We start from the raw sequence: 15,428 nt of genomic DNA on the forward strand, positions 1-15,428 counted from the left end.
ACGGCGCTATCCCGCCGGCCTGTGCAGGCCCTGAACCGCCGCCCCGGCGGCCGCGGCGCGGGCGAAAGCGGCCGAGCCCAATATCGGCTTGGGCCGCGCTGCATAGTCGCGCGGGCTCATCCCCATGAAGCGCTGGAAGTCGCGGGTGAACTGGGCCTGATCATAATAATGATGATCCATCGTATCGATCCACGCCATCGACGGGTCGAGCATGAAGCGGCCCAGCGATCGGAGGAAGCGCTGGCGCCGCAACAATAATTTGGGCGGAAAACCGAACGCGCGATGGCTCAGCCGTTCGATCGACCGTTCGGACATCGACAGTTTTTCCGCGAGGCCGGCGACGCTCGACAGGTCGTCGTCGACCAGCGCGACATGCGCGGCAAGGATGGCGGGGTCGTCGGGCGGGGCATCTGCCAGAAGCCTCGAGAAATAGTCGTCGATCGACAAAGCCGCCGCCTCGACGTCGTTCATCTGCCGCAGCGACTGGGCGAGGGACGAAAAGCGTGTGAAAGCGGGATGCGCGTTTCCGTCGGTAAAGCGGTCGGCAAGATCTTCGGCCGCGAGGGGAATGAATTTGGCCCATCCCATCGGCAGGATGCCGATACCCCATGTCCGCATGTTGCCGGCGGAGAAGTAACAGGCCTTGCTTGTCGGTCCGGTCGCGATGAAGCGCGGGGCATCGAGCGCCGTTCCCCCGCCGATCGCCGCGCGCGGCAGATCACCTTCGACAAAACGCAGATTCGCCCATTCGGGGTGCAGATAATCCTCGACCCGGCCGCCGCGGGGAACTGTGACCTCGGTCAGGTAGATCGTGCTGACATAGGGCAGCAGCGCAGTCGATACCGGGAAGAAACGCGTGGAGACGCTTGCGCTGGACGGGGGTTCGGAAGGTGCGTCGCGTTGCGGCATGCGATCTCGCTCTAGCGCGCGAAGCATATGAAAAACAGCTTTTTGCGCGATTTTGTGTCGGGTTCTTACAATTTTATACTCGCTGACTGCGCCATAGTTGCGTTGCCCGCTCGGGGGAGCGGAGCTTGCGAGGGCGGTGTCGATGCCAAAGGATGGGGATTTGGTAGGGACCTGAAAGAGACGACTGATTTTCCAAGCTTCGTTCCGGCCGGTGGCTTCTGCGACCCACGGCTTTTCGGTTCGGGCGGGGGGGCGATGGTTTCTCCGGAGCCATTGTCGGGGCGGCGCGAGGCGAGAGCTTCGGGCCGCCCCTTCGTTTCGGACACGCGCGCTTCCAACGAAAAAGGGCGGCCCCATCGGGACCGCCCTTTTGCTTTAGCGATAAGCCTTCAGGCTCAGGCTGCCTTGGGCAGCGCTGCCTTCGCCTGTGCGATGATCGCGGTGAACACGCCACCTTCGTTCATCGCGAGGTCGGCCATGACCTTCCGGTCGAGTTCGATCCCGGCCAGCTTCACGCCGTGCATGAACTGCGAATAGGTCAGGCCTTCGGCGCGAACCGCAGCGTTGATGCGCTGGATCCACAGGGCGCGGAAGCTCCGCTTCTTAACCTTGCGGTCGCGGTAAGCGTACTGGCCGGCCTTTTCGACGGCCTGCTTGGCGACACGGATCGTATTCTTGCGACGGCCATAATAGCCTTTCGCCTGCGCCAAAATCCGCTTGTGCTTGGCGTGCGTCGTCGTGCCGCGTTTGATGCGTGACATGGTCTAGCGCTCCTTACTTCAGGCCATAGGGCGCCCAGAGGCGCACATGGGCCGCGTCCGAATCGCTGAGCACGCTGGTGCCGCGGTTGGTGCGGATATATTTCGAGTTATGCGAAATCAGGCGGTGGCGCTTGCCGGCAACGCCGTGCTTCACCTTGCCCGAAGCGGTGAATTTGAAGCGTTTCTTCACACCGCTCTTGGTCTTCATCTTGGGCATTTTGGTCTCCTTTTGAAGTCCGTTTGCGTATCGGCCTGGCAGCCCTTTCAGCCAGCCGGTACAATCGGAAGCGGCGCGCTTAGGAGGATTCGCGCCGAAATGCAAGCGATTCGGGGATCAAAAGCTCGCGCCGTCGACCTTGTGGATCGTGAGCGCGTCGAGGTCGGCTTCGGGCACGCAGCGCAGGTTCACCGCCGCCATTTTCGATCCATCGGGACCGGTGCCGACCGAAAAGCCCTGGCAGCCGCATTCGACGCAGAATTGATGGTCGATATTATGCTTGTTGAATCGGTAGGATTCGAGCTTGTCATCGCCGCTGGTCAGCCGGAACTGGTCGAGCGGGACGAAAGCGAGCAGGAAGCCCTTGCGCCGGCAGTGCGAGCAATTGCAGCTCATCGCCGTGTCCGGGATCTCGCCCTCGACGCTGTAGGTCACAGCGCCACAATGGCAGCTTCCTTCAAAAGCCATGTCCGTTCCTCTCCGTTCAGTGGTGGCAGGCGAGCTCCTCGATCACATCCTCGAGCCGCGCGGGATCGCCGAGCGCGATGACATGGCCTTCGCTCTCGGTGCTCAGGGGATCGCCGTTCCAGTCGCACATCGTCCCGCCTGCGCCCTCGACGATCGGCGCGAGTGCGGCGAAATCGTGGAGTTTCAGCCCCGCTTCGACGACGAGGTCGATGTGCCCGCTCGCAAGCAGGCCGTAATTATAGCAGTCGCCGCCGAAGACCATGCGCTTGTGCGACGTCTTTGCCGCCAGCGCCATGAAATGTTCGCCGTCATGGTCGCTGAAATATTGCGGTCCGGTCGTCGCGAGCACGGCATCGGACAGGTTGCGGCAGCTGCGCGTGCGGGCCGGTTGGCCGTTGAACAGCGTCGGCTGCCCTAGGGCGCCGACCCAGCGCTCGCCCGCGATCGGCTGGTCGATAATACCGAGCACCGGCCAGCCGTCCTGCAGCAGCGCGATCAGGGTGCCGAAGATCGGCCGGCCGGCCATGAAACTGACCGTGCCGTCGATCGGGTCGAGCACCCACTGGCGCGATGCGTCGGCGCGCTCGGCGCCATATTCCTCTCCGATGATCCCGTCGCGCGGCGCCTCGGCATCGAGCAGGCGGCGCATCGCGGCCTCGGCGGCGCGGTCGGCCTCGGTGACGGGTGAGGCGTCGGCCTTCGCTTCATGCGTGTAAGCGGCGCGAAAGAGCGGACGGATCGCTTCGCCGGCGGCATCGGCAAGGCGGTTGGCGAGGGCGATGTCTTCAGCGCGCATGGGGTCTCCGGCAGGTGTGATGACGGGCCAATGCCACGCATTTGGGCACGAGGCTAGGGGCTGCCCCCAAGGTCCTGACCTTAGAGCAGCCAGTCGATCGGCAAATGCGAAAGCAGCCAGACGGCGGTTCGGTTCCCCGCCGTGGTGCCGGGTTCGGTGGTCAGGACGCCCCGCCGCCCGCCTCCCGTATCGCCCCATTGCAACTCGCCCTCCGGCGACAGGGCGACGGCATAGCTGTGCTCGGGCAACCGTTCGCGCAGGCCGTCGGCGACCAGCCCTGACAGATAGGGGCTGTCGATCAGGAAACCCATTTCGCAATTGAGCTCGGCTGAACGCGGATCGAAGTTGAACGACCCGACGAACAGCAGCCGGCGGTCGACGACAAAGGTCTTGGCATGCAGGCTTTCGCCGCCACCGCTGAAACGTGTCGCGCTATGCGAAGGGTCCTCGCTGCGCCCGCCCGCGCCCGGCCGGACTTCGAACAATTGTACCCCTGCTTCGAGCAGGGGTTGGCGCTTCTTGACATAGCCTGCATGGACGAGCGGGACATCGGTGACCGCAAAGCTGTTGGTCACGACCAGCGTGTCGACGCCGCGCCGGGCAAGGCCGGTCAGCAACTCGGTGCCCGATCCTGCGGGCACGAAATAGCCCGAAACAAGATCGAAGCTGCCCTCGGCACCCGCGATCACCGGTTTCAGCCGGTTGATGAGTAGCGATTCGGGCGGTTCGGCTCCCAAGGCTTTCGCGGGATCGTCGCTGAACAGCCTGACTTCGGTCCATTGCCAGTTCAGCGTCTGGGCCATGGCATCGCGGATGAAGGCGGTCGCGGCGATCGCTTCGCGATATTGCTGCCCGCGTGTGCTGTTCGATTCGGGCGGATCGCGCAATATCGCCATCGGCTTCGCGCGATCGGCGGCGATCAGCAGTTCGGCGGGATAGGCCGAGCGGCTGTTCCAGTAACGGTCGAACTGCGCCGACACGTCGGGCAAGACCGCGCCGATCGCCAGCGCGTCCATGTCGATGAACAGGCCGTCCTGTTCGGCGCCGAAATATTCGTCGCCGACGTTGCGACCGCCGACGATCGTCACCGCGCCGTCGATCGTCAGCGACTTGTTGTGCATCCGCCGGTTGAGTCGCGGAAAGGCGAAGAGATAATTAGCCGCCCGGACGCGCCGCAAGGTCAGCGGATTGAACAGCCGCACCTCGATGCCGGGATGCGCATTGGCGCCCGCCAGCATCGGGTCGAGGCCCGCAGTAGTATTGTCGTCGATGAGCAGCCGCACGCGCACGCCGCGGTCGGCCGCCCGGACCAGTTCGGACAGCAGGATGCGGCCCGACAAGTCGTTGTTCCAGATATAATATTGCAGGTCGACCGAGCGTTCGGCGGTGCGGATCATCTCGACTCGCGCGGCAAAGGCGTCGAGCGCGTCGGGGAGCAGATAAATCCCGCTTGTCCCCGGATGCCGCGCCGCGACCGGCGCGATCGCCGCGGCGATCCGCGTATCCTGCCCGGCCAAAGCTGTGCTCGCGCGTCGTCCGTCGAGCGACGGGAGCGGGAAGGCTGCCCAGAGCGCGAGGGCGAGCAGTGCAAAGCAGCCGGCGAGGAAGATGAGCGAGGTCAGCAAGCGCCGCAGGAGCCGCCGCCGGCGCGGATGTCCCGGTTCAGGCAATGTCTGTCCTCATTCACCCGCACCGAGCCCCGCTAGTCGTGTCCGGGGCAGAGACTGGGCGGAAAGCGGCCGCAAGGCAATGGATTGATGCGCCTCAGTCGAAAAGCGACGAGACGCTTGTTTCGTCGGCGATGCGCTTGATCGCTTCGCCAAGAAGCGGCGCAACGGTAAGCGCGCGGACCTTGCCGCTGTCGTTGACCGCGTCGGTCGGCTGGATCGAATCGGTGATGACGAGTTCGGTCAGTTCGCTTGCATCGACGCGCGCCACGGCGCCACCCGACAGGACGCCGTGGGTACAATAAGCGACGACGCCCTCGGCGCCGGCAGCCTTGAGCGCGGCGGCGGCGTTGCAGAGTGTGCCGGCGGAGTCGACGATATCATCGATCAGGATGCAGAAGCGGCCCTTCACATCGCCGATGATGTTCATCACTTCGGATTCGCCGGCGCGTTCGCGCCGCTTGTCGACGATCGCCAGCGGCGCGTTGTCGAGGCGCTTGGCGAGCGCGCGGGCGCGCACAACGCCGCCGACGTCGGGTGAGACGACCATCAGGTTCTTGTCGCCGAAGCGCGCCTGAATGTCGGCGCTCATCACCGGCGCGGCATAGAGATTGTCGGTCGGGATGTCGAAAAAGCCCTGGATCTGCCCGGCGTGCAGGTCGATCGCGAGCACGCGGTCGGCGCCCGAGGTGGTGATCAGGTTCGCGACGAGCTTGGCCGAGATCGGCGTGCGCGGGCCGGGCTTCCGGTCCTGACGGGCATAGCCGAAATAGGGAACGACCGCGGTGATGCGCTTCGCGGAGGCGCGGCGCAGCGCGTCGTTGATGATCAGCAATTCCATAAGATTGTCGTTCGCGGGAAAATTCGTCGGCTGGACGACGAACACATCCTGACCGCGGACATTCTCATGGATTTCGACGAAGACCTCTTCGTCGGCGAAGCGGCGCACGCTGGTGTCGGTCAGCGGCAGCTCAAGATAGTCCGCGATCGCACGGGCCAGCGGCAGGTTGCTGTTGCCGGAGATGAGTTTCATGGGGTGCAAGGCCCTTTCGCGCGGGTTGGGATTGCGCGCCCCCTTAGCCAGCGCAGGCCGCGAGGGGAAGGCCCTAAAGCCACCCCGCGGCGCGCAATTGCGGCATCATGTCGCGCGCGACCGGAACCTCGTGGCCTCCGGCCAGCGTGATGACGGCGGTCCGGCCGTCGCGGCGCACCGATGCGACGGCGTCTTTTGCGACCCACCAGCTGCGATGGACTCGCAATCCGTCGGCCTCGCCGAGCCGCTCGATCGCGTCGCGCAGGCGCATCAGGATCAGTTCTTCGCGCGCCTCGCCGACGACGCGGACATAATGATCTTCTCCCTTGAGCGCGCGTACTTCCCCGAATCCTTGCGGCAGGGGAAGCGATGGCAACGCCGGCGGATCGGAGCTATATGTCGCGGCTGGCGGGGGCATGGTTTCGGCGTGCGGCGCAGACGGCCCCGCGTCGTCCCGCCGGAACAGGACCCGCATCGCGACTGTGACGACGCCGCAGATGAGCAGGATATAGAAGCAGAGCCACCAGAAGCCGGCCCAGCGCAGCACCCCGGGAAAGCCGACGCCCATCGACATCGTCGCGATGACGAACGTCAAGGTAAAGCTTCCGGTCCCCAGCGCCATCGCGGTGCCGGCCGGTTCGGGCAAGCCGGTCGCTTCGCACAACCAACGCGCGACGACCCCGGCGGGGCGAAAGACGGCGTAGCCCGCGAGCAGCCACAGCACCCAGATCGCCATGCGCTCCGCGGTCGGCATGGCAAAGGTACCGAAAGGACCCAGCACCCCGATGAGGAGGCCGAGCGCCATCATCGCCAGCAATTCGATCGCGATACGTTTGGCCATGCCGGCGCTTCTGCGTGCCATTTCACGAAGCGTCAATAGGCAGGCGTGCCTGCTTTGCGAAGGAATCCACCGCCTGCACGAAGTCGGGCTTGCCGGCGAACCGGCGCCGGCCAGGGGAAGGGGCATCCGACACCATGTCGCCAGAAACAGGAACAACCATGACCATATTTCCCGGCGCCGCGCCCGCTCTCGTCCGCCGTATCGCACTCACCGTCCTCCTGATCGCAGGCGTCACGGGGGTTGCGATACTCGTCCGGCTGTTTTGGGGAGAGCCATCGACCTACCGCACGCCGGCGTGGGCGATATGGGTACATCTCGCAACCGTGTTGCCTGCGCTCCCGCTCGGTGCCTGGCTGCTCTGGCGCCCTTTGAAAGGCGATGCCGCGCATCGTATCGGCGGGCGCGTCTGGGTTTTGCTCATGCTCGTCACCGCGATCGACAGCTTCTGGATTCGCACATTGACCGGCGGCATCGGCCCGATCCACATTTTCTCGGTGCTGACGCTCGTCCAGCTGCCGCGCGCGATCTGGTTCGCAAGGACGCGGCAGATCGACCGTCACCTGAAGACGATGCGCGGGGTCTTTTTCGGGCTGATCGCCGCGGGTTTTTTCGCGATCGCACCCGGACGGACGCTTTGGACCTTTCTCTTCGGTTGAACGCGACGGGCGGTTGGGCCTAAACCGCTTGCATGACAGAGCAGCTCTCCATCATCCTTTCGCAAATGACACAGATCGTCGGCGACCTTGCCGCCAACGCCGACGCGATGCGCGCTGTGCGGGCGCGGCACAAGGATGCCGATCTTATCCTCTTTCCCGAATTCCAGCTGATCGGATATCCGCCCGAGGATCTGGTGCTCAAGCCGGCGCTTGCCGAGCGAGCCGCGAAGCTGCTCGAGGGACTGGCGGCCGAAACCGCGGATGGCGGCCCGGCAATGCTCGTGGGATCGGTCGAGCGCGCCGAGAATGAACAAGGGGGCATCGACCTCTATAATATCGTCGCGCTGCTCGACGGCGGCCGGATCGTCGCGACGCGTCGCAAGCATGAGCTGCCCAATTACGGCACATTCGACGAGAAGCGCATTTTTGTGTCCGGCCCGCTTCCCGATGTCGTCGAATGGCGCGGGGTGAAGCTCGGCCTGCCGATTTGCGAGGACGGCTGGCTGCCGAAGGTGTGCCAGCATCTGACGGCGCAGGGCGCCGAGCTGCTGATCTCGGTCAACGGCAGTCCCTATGAGATCGACAAGGACGACCGCCGGCTCAGCCAGGTCTTTGCGAGCCGCGTCGCCGAAACCGGGCTGCCGCTCATCTTCCTCAACCGCATCGGCGGGCAGGACGAGCTGGTCTTCGACGGCTGCTCGTTCGTGCTCAACGGCGACGGGTCGACCGCGCACCGGCTGACCGACTGGGAGGCGGAGGAGCGGGTCACGCGGTGGATGAAGGGCGAGGCCGGCTGGACGTGCGATGCCGGGGCGATCGCCGAATGGGAAGCGCATCCTGCCGATATCTACAGCGCGATGATCCTCAGCTTGCGCGACTATGTCGAGCGTAACCGTTTTCCGGGTGTCGTGCTCGGCCTGTCGGGCGGGATCGATTCGGCGATCTGTGCCGCGATCGCCGCCGACGCACTCGGACCCGACAAGGTTTGGTGCGTGATGCTGCCGAGCCGCTTCACCAGCCAGTCGAGCCTCGACGATGCCGCAGGCTGCGCGACGATGATCGGGTGCAAGCTCGACACGATCCCGATCATTCCGGCGGTAGAGGCGTTCGATACGATGCTTGCGGGCAGTTTCGCCGACAGGGACGTCGACATCACCGAAGAGAATGTCCAGTCGCGCATTCGCGGCGTGACTTTGATGGCGCTCAGCAACAAATTCGGGCCGATGCTGCTGACGACCGGCAACAAAAGCGAGATGAGCGTCGGCTATGCGACCATCTATGGCGATATGGCGGGCGGCTATAATCCGCTGAAGGATGCCTACAAGATGACCGTCTTCGCCGTCGCGAAATGGCGCAACGAAAATGTACCGCGCCTGTCGCGCAACCCGGTGACGCCGGTGATGCCCGATACGATCATCACCAAGCCGCCGAGCGCCGAGCTGCGTCCCGACCAGAAGGACGAGGACAGCCTGCCGCCCTATGTCGATCTCGACCGCATGCTCCACATGCTCGTCGAGGAGGAAGCGAGCGTCGACGATGTGGTTGCGCGCTATGGCTTCGATCGTGATTCGGTCGTCCGGATCGAGCGGCTGCTGATGCTCGCCGAATATAAGCGCCGACAGGCACCGCCGGGGGTCAAGTTGTCGACGCGCAATTTCGGGCGCGACCGGCGCTACCCGATCACACACGGGTTTCGCACGGGATAGGCGCAGGAAATGGGGGCGGTATGGCATTGATCGGACAGAGGGTCGCGCCCGCGCGTGCGGCGATTGCGTTGGAAGCGCTGCGGATCGTCGTCGCGCTGTTGATCCTGATCCATGGCGCCTACAGGCTGGGCATGGGCCTCGTCGAACCATTTGGCGCCTGGCTCGACAGCCTCGGTTTCCCCTTCGGCTATGGCTGGGCGATGGCAGTGACCCTCTATGAACTCGTCGGACCGGCGCTGATGCTGGCGCGCCGCTGGACCAGCCTTGCCGCGCTGGGGCACGCGGCGATCCTCACCCTCGGGATGATTCTCGTCCACCTGCCTGCGGGCTGGTTCGTCGTGGGCGCGGGACGCAATGGCGTCGAATATAGCGTGCTGCTGATCGCGTCCTTGCTGGCTATCGCATGGGCATGGTGGCCAGTGCGGGCTGCCGGAAAGGATAGTGAATGACGCCGTTCGAATCGCTGCTCGGGGTGCTCAAGGCTGGGGGAGACGCGCGCCTGCTGGTTCCTGCGCTCGACCTAGCCGAGGATGCGGTCGCGCGTGCCGCGTTGTTTGCGCTTGCGGCGGCGATTGACCCGGCCGGAATCGAACATGTCGGTCGCCAGCGCTTCGCGGCGGCCGCGCTCGCCGACGCCGACGCGGCGACTGCGCTCCGTTTTGCCGCCGGGGTCGATGTGGCGCTCGCCGAAGAGGTGCGCGCGCTGGTCGCTCTCGGTCGCTTCGAGGAAGCCGAGGCGCGCTACCGCGCGGCGGTTGCGGCGAATCCGGCGCTGGAGATTCCGGCGCTTGCGGAAGAGATCGACGAAGCGCGGGCCGAGACGCCCGATGCCGCGCCCGGCAACATCCTCGCTTTCAACCGTATCGCCGGCGGGGGACCTGCGCGGAGCGCGCTCGATGTCTCAGAGGTCGATCAGGCGCGCCTCTCCTATGTCGAGGCGGGCCGCATGGGCTTCGCCGACGTGGGCGGACATGACGCGGTCAAGAAGCAGATCCACCGGCGCATCATCGCGCCCTTTCAGAAGCCCGCGCTGTTCGCGCGCTTCCGGCGAAAGGCGGGTGGCGGCGTTCTGCTCTATGGCCCGCCGGGTTGCGGCAAGACGCTGCTGGCGCGGGCGACCGCGGGCGAATGCGGCGCGCGTTTCATCAACGTCCCGGTGACCGACGTGCTCGACAAATATGTCGGCGAACCCGAGCGCAAGCTCGCGGCGATTTTCGAGGATGCGCGGCGCGACACGCCCGCCGTATTGTTCTTCGACGAGATCGAAGCGCTGGCGGGCAAGCGCGGGCACCAGTCGACCCAGCACGAGATCGGCGTTATCTCGACCTTCCTCGCCGAACTCGACGGTTTTGCGCAGAACAACCAGGGCGTGCTGATCCTCGCCGCAACCAATATGCCCTGGGCGGTCGACGCTGCCTTTCGCCGATCGGGGCGTTTCGACCGGCTGCTGTTCGTGCCGCCGCCCGATCGCGATGCGCGGCGTGAGATATTACGGCTCCAGCTCGACGGACGTCCGGTCGCATTCGATCTCGATCTTGACCGAATCGTTGGCGAAACCGCAGGCTATTCGGGCGCCGACCTGCAGAATCTGGTCGATACGGCTGCCGACTATGCCATCGAAGAATCGGTGACCGACGGCGCCGAACGGCCGATCGGCCGCGACCATTTCGCCGAGGCGCTCCGCGAGGTGAAGGCGACGACCGCAGAATGGCTGACGACCGCGCGCAATTTCACCAAATATGGCAACAGCGGCGGACAATATGACGAAGTGGCCGAGTTTCTGAAGAAATATGGCAAATGACGTCGCGCGTCCGGTTCGACAACCGTTACCAGATTCCCGATGAGCCGCAGCGGCCGATGTGGGCGAAGATCGTTATCCCACCCTTCTTTCTCTTGCCGCTGACCATTTATCTGACGCTCTCGACGTCGTTGCTGTTTGCGCTGCTTCCGGCGGTCAACGGTTTCCTCGTCAACGGTAATCACAAATGGCGCGACCTGATCCTGACCTGCGTCGCGCTGTTCATTCTGCTGGCGGGCGGGATCGCGCGCGTCGTGGCCTTGCGGGCGGGACTCATCGGCGATCTGGCCAACGACTATCTCGCCGATTTCATACTCGCGGCATTCGTTTTTCCGCTGCTCAAGGTGCTGAGCGATCAGCAGCGGACGATGGACTTGCGCCGGCTGGCGGCAAATCGATGATCTCGATCGCTGCCGCTACCGCCCGGGCGCGCCACCTGTCGAATCTCGGGCATTACGATGCGGCGATCGAAATATGGCGCGACATATTGAGCGAGGATCCCCTGCTGCCTCATGCGCATGCGGGTCTCGCGCAGGCGTTGTTCGGGGCGCGGCGGATGACCGCAGCGACAGCCGAAGCACGCGAGGCTTTGCGGCTCGATCCGGAAGCGACCGACGCGATGCTCGTGCTCGCGCTGACCGCCTATTTCGAGGGGCGCACCGCGCTGGCGCTCGATCGGATCGAACATCTTTTGGGGGTGGACCCGCTGTCGGTCGGCGCGTTGGCACTGAAAGCGCAAATCCTCCGTATCGAAGGCCGGCTGGACGAGGCGGGCGGGGCGATCGATACCGCGCTTGTGATCGATCCTGCCTCGCTCGATGCGCTTGTCGAGCGGGGTTGGCTCGCGCGCGACCGGCGCGACCGCGCGACGGTAGAAGAGATTGCCGGCGACCTGATCGCGCGCGATCCCGGCTATCAGCCGAGCTTCGTGCTGCTCGGCTATGCCCGCCGCGATGCCGGTGATCATGAAGCTGCCCTCGATCTCGCGCTGCAGGCACTCGCGATCGATCCGATGGACCGCGAAGCCCTCAACCTGATCGTGTCGGTCAAGCTGGCGGCGAACCCGATCGGCGGCCTGTTCTGGCACATCGTCCGCTATCTGACGACGATGCGCGAAAGCCGCCGGCTGATCCTGATCGGCCTCGTCTATTTTCTCTATCTCGCGACGCTTACGACCTTCGAGCGGACGGGATTGCCCGAAGCGCTCTCCTGGCTGTTCATCGCCGCCTATCTCGCGCTCGGTCTCGGTATTTATCTCAATGAGCAACTCATTCGATGGCTGGTCGATCGTGAGCGGCGGCAGGTCGCGCTGCGCGCCGGCTATTGAGGCTGTACCGAATCCCGTCGCCATTTGGCGACCGATGAGGCTATAGGCGCGGCCCATGACCGTCACGACCCGTTTCGCCCCCTCGCCGACCGGCACGCTCCACGTCGGCAATGTCCGCACCGCGCTCCACAACTGGCTGTGGGCGAGGAAGCATGGCGGGCGCTTCCTCCTGCGCATCGACGATACCGATCGCGAACGGTCGAAAGAAGAATATGTCGAGGGCATTCGCGCCGACCTCGGCTGGCTCGGGCTCGATGTGGACGGCGAAGAGCGGCAGTCAGCGCGCTTTGCTCTGTACGAGGCCGAGTTTGAAAAACTGAAGGCGGCGGGGCGCGTCTACGCCTGCTACGAGACGCCCGAAGAGCTCGATATCCGCCGCAAAATATTGCTCTCGCGCAGTCTGCCGCCGGTTTATGAGCGCAAACCCGAAGGCGCGCCGGCGCCCGAAGGCGTCGCGCCGCACTGGCGTTTCCGGCTCGACCATGACGCGCCGATCGAGTGGACCGACATGGTCCGCGGGGCCCAGCATTTCGAGCCGAAGACGATGTCCGACCCGGTGGTGCGCCGCGCCGACGGTAGCTGGCTGTACCTGTTGCCGAGCGTGATCGACGACATCGCGATGGGGATAACCCATGTCGTGCGCGGCGAAGATCATGTGTCGAACACCGCCGCGCAAATCCAGATGTTCGAGGCATTGGGTGCGACGCCGCCCGAATTTGCGCATGAAGCGCTGCTTGTCGGGACCGAAGGCAAGCTCTCGAAACGCCTCGGCTCGCTCGGCATGGCGAGCCTGCGCGAAGAAGGGATCGAACCGGCCGCGCTCGTCGCGCTGCTGGCGCGGCTCGGCACCAGCGATCCGGTCGAACCGGTGACCGACGCCGCGCCGTTGATCGACGGAATCGATTTCGCGCGCTTCGGCCGCGCGCCGGCGCGCTTCGATGAAGCCGAGCTGGCGTTGCTCAACCAGAAGATATTGCATAATACGGATCATGCCGCGGTCGCCGATCGCTTGCCCGCCGCGATCACCGCCGCCCGATGGGATGCGATTCGCCCGAATCTTGCGACGGTCGCCGAAGCCGCCGACTGGGTAGCGGTGTTCGATGGCCCCTTTGCGCCGCCCGCCGCCGCCGATGGTGATCGCGCGGTGCTCGCTGCCGCCGCTGGCGCCGTACCCGATGTCGATTGGGCCAAAGACCCGTGGCACGCCCTTACCGGCGCGGCGAAGGAGGCGACCGGCGCGAAAGGGCGCGCGCTTTTTCTGCCGCTGCGTCGTGCCCTGACCGGTCGTGACCACGGTCCCGACATGGCCGAATTGCTGCCGCTGATCTCCAAAGATCAGGCGGTGGCGCGGCTGAACGCCGCCTAGCCCTTTCCTTCGGCCATCGCCGATATTTGCTTACTGTTGCGCTTGACAAGGGTAGTTATGTTATAATATCACGTTGCTCTGACCTGGCCGATTTCGACGGTCAGAACGCCGCACGGCCGGGTCGCAGGCAAGGAGAGATGCCATGACCCTGATTCCCTTGATTTCAGCGATTATGACCGCGCCCAAGGCAACGACCGCGCACGACGGGCCATCGGGGCCTTTGCCGCGCAACAGCTATGGCGCGAACGACGGCCGCCATCCGGTCGCGGCATTGTTCGCGGTCGGGCTGCCGGTCGCGCTTGTCGCCGCCGTCGCGCTTTCGCCGATGATCGTGGTGAAAACACCCACGACCGAGACCCCGCCGTGGACGTCGCTGACGCTGCCGAAGCCGCCCGAGCCGCAGCCCGATCCCAAGCCACAGTCGCAGCCGCAACAGACTTCGTTCACGGCGCCGGAAAGCCCCCTGCCGCCGATCGCGCAGGATCCGCCCGAAGCGCCGCCACTCCCGCCCTATGTCCCGCCTGCCGGGACCGGAAGCGGCCCGTCGGTCGTTGCCGACCCGCCGCTTCCGCCGGCGAAGCCGCCGCTCGTGATCGCCGAACTCGACCCGCGTTTCGCGGGCACGTTCCAGCCCGAATACCCGCCCAGCGAACAGCGGCGCGAGATCGAGGGGCGCGCGAAGGTCCGCGTGCTGGTCGGCACCGACGGGCGCGTCAAGGCGGTCGAGCTGATCAGCACCGACAGCCAGGGCTTCTTCGAGGAAACCAAAAAGCGGGCGCTCGCCAAATGGCGCTTCAAACCGGCGACGCGCGGCGGCGTGGCGGAGGAAAGCTGGAAGGTGATGACCGTCCATTTCCAGATACGGAACGGCTGACCGGCGATCGGGATCGGCTACGGCGGGCGGTTTCCCACCGCCCGCCCGTTCCTTTCGCTTGACAGAAAGGCCGAATCCCGCCAAAGGCGCCCGGATATCGGGGGCGGCGCCACGCGCGCGGCCCTCTATGTTTTTCACACCAACGTCGGGGCCCATAGTCCCGCCGCATCGGTCGGACCTCCGGCGGATGTGCAGTTACTTCGAGGAACAGGGCCATGGCCAAGCCGACGACCGTCAAGATCAAGCTGGTGAGCACCGCCGACACGGGCTTTTTCTATGTGACGAAAAAGAACCCGCGCACGATGACCGAAAAGATGTCGGTGCGGAAGTACGACCCGCGTGCGCGCAAGCACGTCGAGTTCAAGGAAGCCAAGATCAAGTGACCTATCGATCCGTTCGGCGACGCTGAACGGACCGGCGATATGTCATCCTCGCGACGGCGGGGATTCGGACGATCAGAAGGGCGGCTATCTGTGCCGCCCTTTTTCGTGCTTGCTATTTACGTCAGTCGCGCAGCGGTCGCCGCGCGATATCATTTTCTATGATGTTGCGGATCGTGATCATCGTCTTGAACGAATGAACCCCCTTGTCCTCACCCAGCGCGCGGCGGGTGAAGGCGTCATAATCTTCCATCGACCCGATCTGAACCTTCAGCAGGAAATCGTCGTCGCCGGTGACATCCCACGCACCCGTCACTTCGGGGTGGCGCGCGATCTGCCGCGCGAAAGCGTCCATGGTCTGCGGTCCTGCTTGCTGCATCTGGACGAGTACATGCATCGTCAGCGCCGATCCGGTCAGTGCGGGATCGACGATCGCGATGTCGGCGACGATGATCTTCTCCTCGCGCAGGCGTCGAAGTCGTCGCAGCACCGCGGACAGCGAGAGGCCGATTTTTTCGGCAAGGATTCGCGCGGGAACGAGATTGTCCTGCCGGACCAGCGCCAGCAACCGGCGGTCGAACTCGTCAAGATCGGTCATTTTTCGCATCGTTGGCATAATAGCGCTAAAA

General features: G+C 64.9%; 18 protein-coding genes. 9 read left to right on the forward strand and 9 right to left on the reverse strand.

The genetic code is table 11. From position 1 onward, the window contains the following. Window positions 1-6 precede the first annotated feature (6 nt). From VGU00_RS18625 to VGU00_RS18660, 8 genes are all read right to left on the reverse strand, one after another. Window positions 7-909, reverse strand: a complete 903-nt coding sequence (locus VGU00_RS18625) for a helix-turn-helix domain-containing protein (protein WP_327471204.1) — start codon at window positions 907-909, stop codon at window positions 7-9. 395 nt (window positions 910-1,304) lie between these two features. After that, window positions 1,305-1,670, reverse strand: a complete 366-nt coding sequence (gene rplT / locus VGU00_RS18630) for a 50S ribosomal protein L20 (RefSeq protein ID WP_327471206.1) — start codon at window positions 1,668-1,670, stop codon at window positions 1,305-1,307. Between the two features lie 13 nt (window positions 1,671-1,683). Beyond that, window positions 1,684-1,887, reverse strand: coding sequence for a 50S ribosomal protein L35 (rpmI, locus tag VGU00_RS18635; RefSeq protein WP_037555449.1), 204 nt, complete (start codon window positions 1,885-1,887; stop codon window positions 1,684-1,686). A gap of 117 nt (window positions 1,888-2,004) precedes the next feature. Then, complete coding sequence (locus VGU00_RS18640) at window positions 2,005-2,355, reverse strand: GFA family protein (RefSeq protein WP_327471208.1); 351 nt, start codon at window positions 2,353-2,355, stop codon at window positions 2,005-2,007. 16 nt (window positions 2,356-2,371) lie between these two features. Beyond that, window positions 2,372-3,151 (reverse strand): histidinol-phosphatase, encoded by a 780-nt coding sequence (gene hisN, locus VGU00_RS18645; protein ID WP_327471210.1) that lies wholly within the window; start codon window positions 3,149-3,151, stop codon window positions 2,372-2,374. An 80-nt stretch (window positions 3,152-3,231) separates the two neighbouring features. Then, on the reverse strand, window positions 3,232-4,776 hold the full coding sequence (locus tag VGU00_RS18650; protein WP_327471212.1) for a phospholipase D family protein: 1,545 nt from the start codon (window positions 4,774-4,776) through the stop codon (window positions 3,232-3,234). Between the two features lie 139 nt (window positions 4,777-4,915). Next, on the reverse strand, window positions 4,916-5,851 hold the full coding sequence (locus VGU00_RS18655; protein WP_327471214.1) for a ribose-phosphate pyrophosphokinase: 936 nt from the start codon (window positions 5,849-5,851) through the stop codon (window positions 4,916-4,918). Between the two features lie 73 nt (window positions 5,852-5,924). Then, complete coding sequence (locus VGU00_RS18660; protein WP_327471216.1) at window positions 5,925-6,692, reverse strand: LytTR family DNA-binding domain-containing protein; 768 nt, start codon at window positions 6,690-6,692, stop codon at window positions 5,925-5,927. A gap of 158 nt (window positions 6,693-6,850) precedes the next feature. Between VGU00_RS18660 and VGU00_RS18665 the strand changes: the two genes are divergently transcribed. From VGU00_RS18665 to rpmG, 9 genes are all read left to right on the forward strand, one after another. After that, window positions 6,851-7,348, forward strand: a complete 498-nt coding sequence (locus tag VGU00_RS18665; protein WP_327471218.1) for a DUF2306 domain-containing protein — start codon at window positions 6,851-6,853, stop codon at window positions 7,346-7,348. A 32-nt stretch (window positions 7,349-7,380) separates the two neighbouring features. Next, window positions 7,381-9,054, forward strand: a complete 1,674-nt coding sequence (locus VGU00_RS18670) for an NAD+ synthase (RefSeq protein ID WP_327471220.1) — start codon at window positions 7,381-7,383, stop codon at window positions 9,052-9,054. A gap of 20 nt (window positions 9,055-9,074) precedes the next feature. Continuing rightward, the gene (locus VGU00_RS18675) at window positions 9,075-9,503 is read left to right on the forward strand and encodes a DoxX family protein (protein WP_327471222.1); all 429 of its coding nucleotides are present in this window, start codon (window positions 9,075-9,077) and stop codon (window positions 9,501-9,503) included. Beyond that, a complete protein-coding gene (locus tag VGU00_RS18680; protein WP_327471224.1) occupies window positions 9,500-10,855 on the forward strand; it encodes an ATP-binding protein in 1,356 nt (451 codons plus the stop codon). The genes VGU00_RS18675 and VGU00_RS18680 overlap by 4 nt, the downstream gene beginning before the upstream one ends. A gap of 56 nt (window positions 10,856-10,911) precedes the next feature. Next, window positions 10,912-11,253: a hypothetical protein gene (locus VGU00_RS18685; protein ID WP_327471226.1), complete on the forward strand. Its 342-nt coding sequence runs from the start codon at window positions 10,912-10,914 to the stop codon at window positions 11,251-11,253. Continuing rightward, window positions 11,250-12,179 carry a tetratricopeptide repeat protein gene (locus VGU00_RS18690; RefSeq protein ID WP_327471228.1) on the forward strand — a complete coding sequence of 310 codons (930 nt, stop codon included), beginning with the start codon at window positions 11,250-11,252 and terminating at the stop codon, window positions 12,177-12,179. Before VGU00_RS18685 ends, VGU00_RS18690 begins: the two co-directional genes overlap by 4 nt. 55 nt (window positions 12,180-12,234) lie before the next feature. Further along, window positions 12,235-13,545, forward strand: coding sequence for a glutamate--tRNA ligase (gene gltX, locus VGU00_RS18695; RefSeq protein ID WP_327471230.1), 1,311 nt, complete (start codon window positions 12,235-12,237; stop codon window positions 13,543-13,545). Between the two features lie 142 nt (window positions 13,546-13,687). Continuing rightward, on the forward strand, window positions 13,688-14,419 hold the full coding sequence (locus VGU00_RS18700) for an energy transducer TonB (RefSeq protein WP_327471232.1): 732 nt from the start codon (window positions 13,688-13,690) through the stop codon (window positions 14,417-14,419). A 215-nt stretch (window positions 14,420-14,634) separates the two neighbouring features. Beyond that, window positions 14,635-14,802 (forward strand): 50S ribosomal protein L33, encoded by a 168-nt coding sequence (gene rpmG, locus VGU00_RS18705; protein ID WP_003042331.1) that lies wholly within the window; start codon window positions 14,635-14,637, stop codon window positions 14,800-14,802. Window positions 14,803-14,923: 121 nt separating this feature from the next. Here rpmG and VGU00_RS18710 read toward each other — a convergent pair whose 3' ends face one another. Beyond that, window positions 14,924-15,397, reverse strand: a complete 474-nt coding sequence (locus VGU00_RS18710; protein WP_327471234.1) for an Lrp/AsnC family transcriptional regulator — start codon at window positions 15,395-15,397, stop codon at window positions 14,924-14,926. Window positions 15,398-15,428 lie beyond the last annotated feature (31 nt).

This window comes from Sphingopyxis sp., from assembly GCF_035944815.1.
Lineage (GTDB): Bacteria > Pseudomonadota > Alphaproteobacteria > Sphingomonadales > Sphingomonadaceae > Sphingopyxis.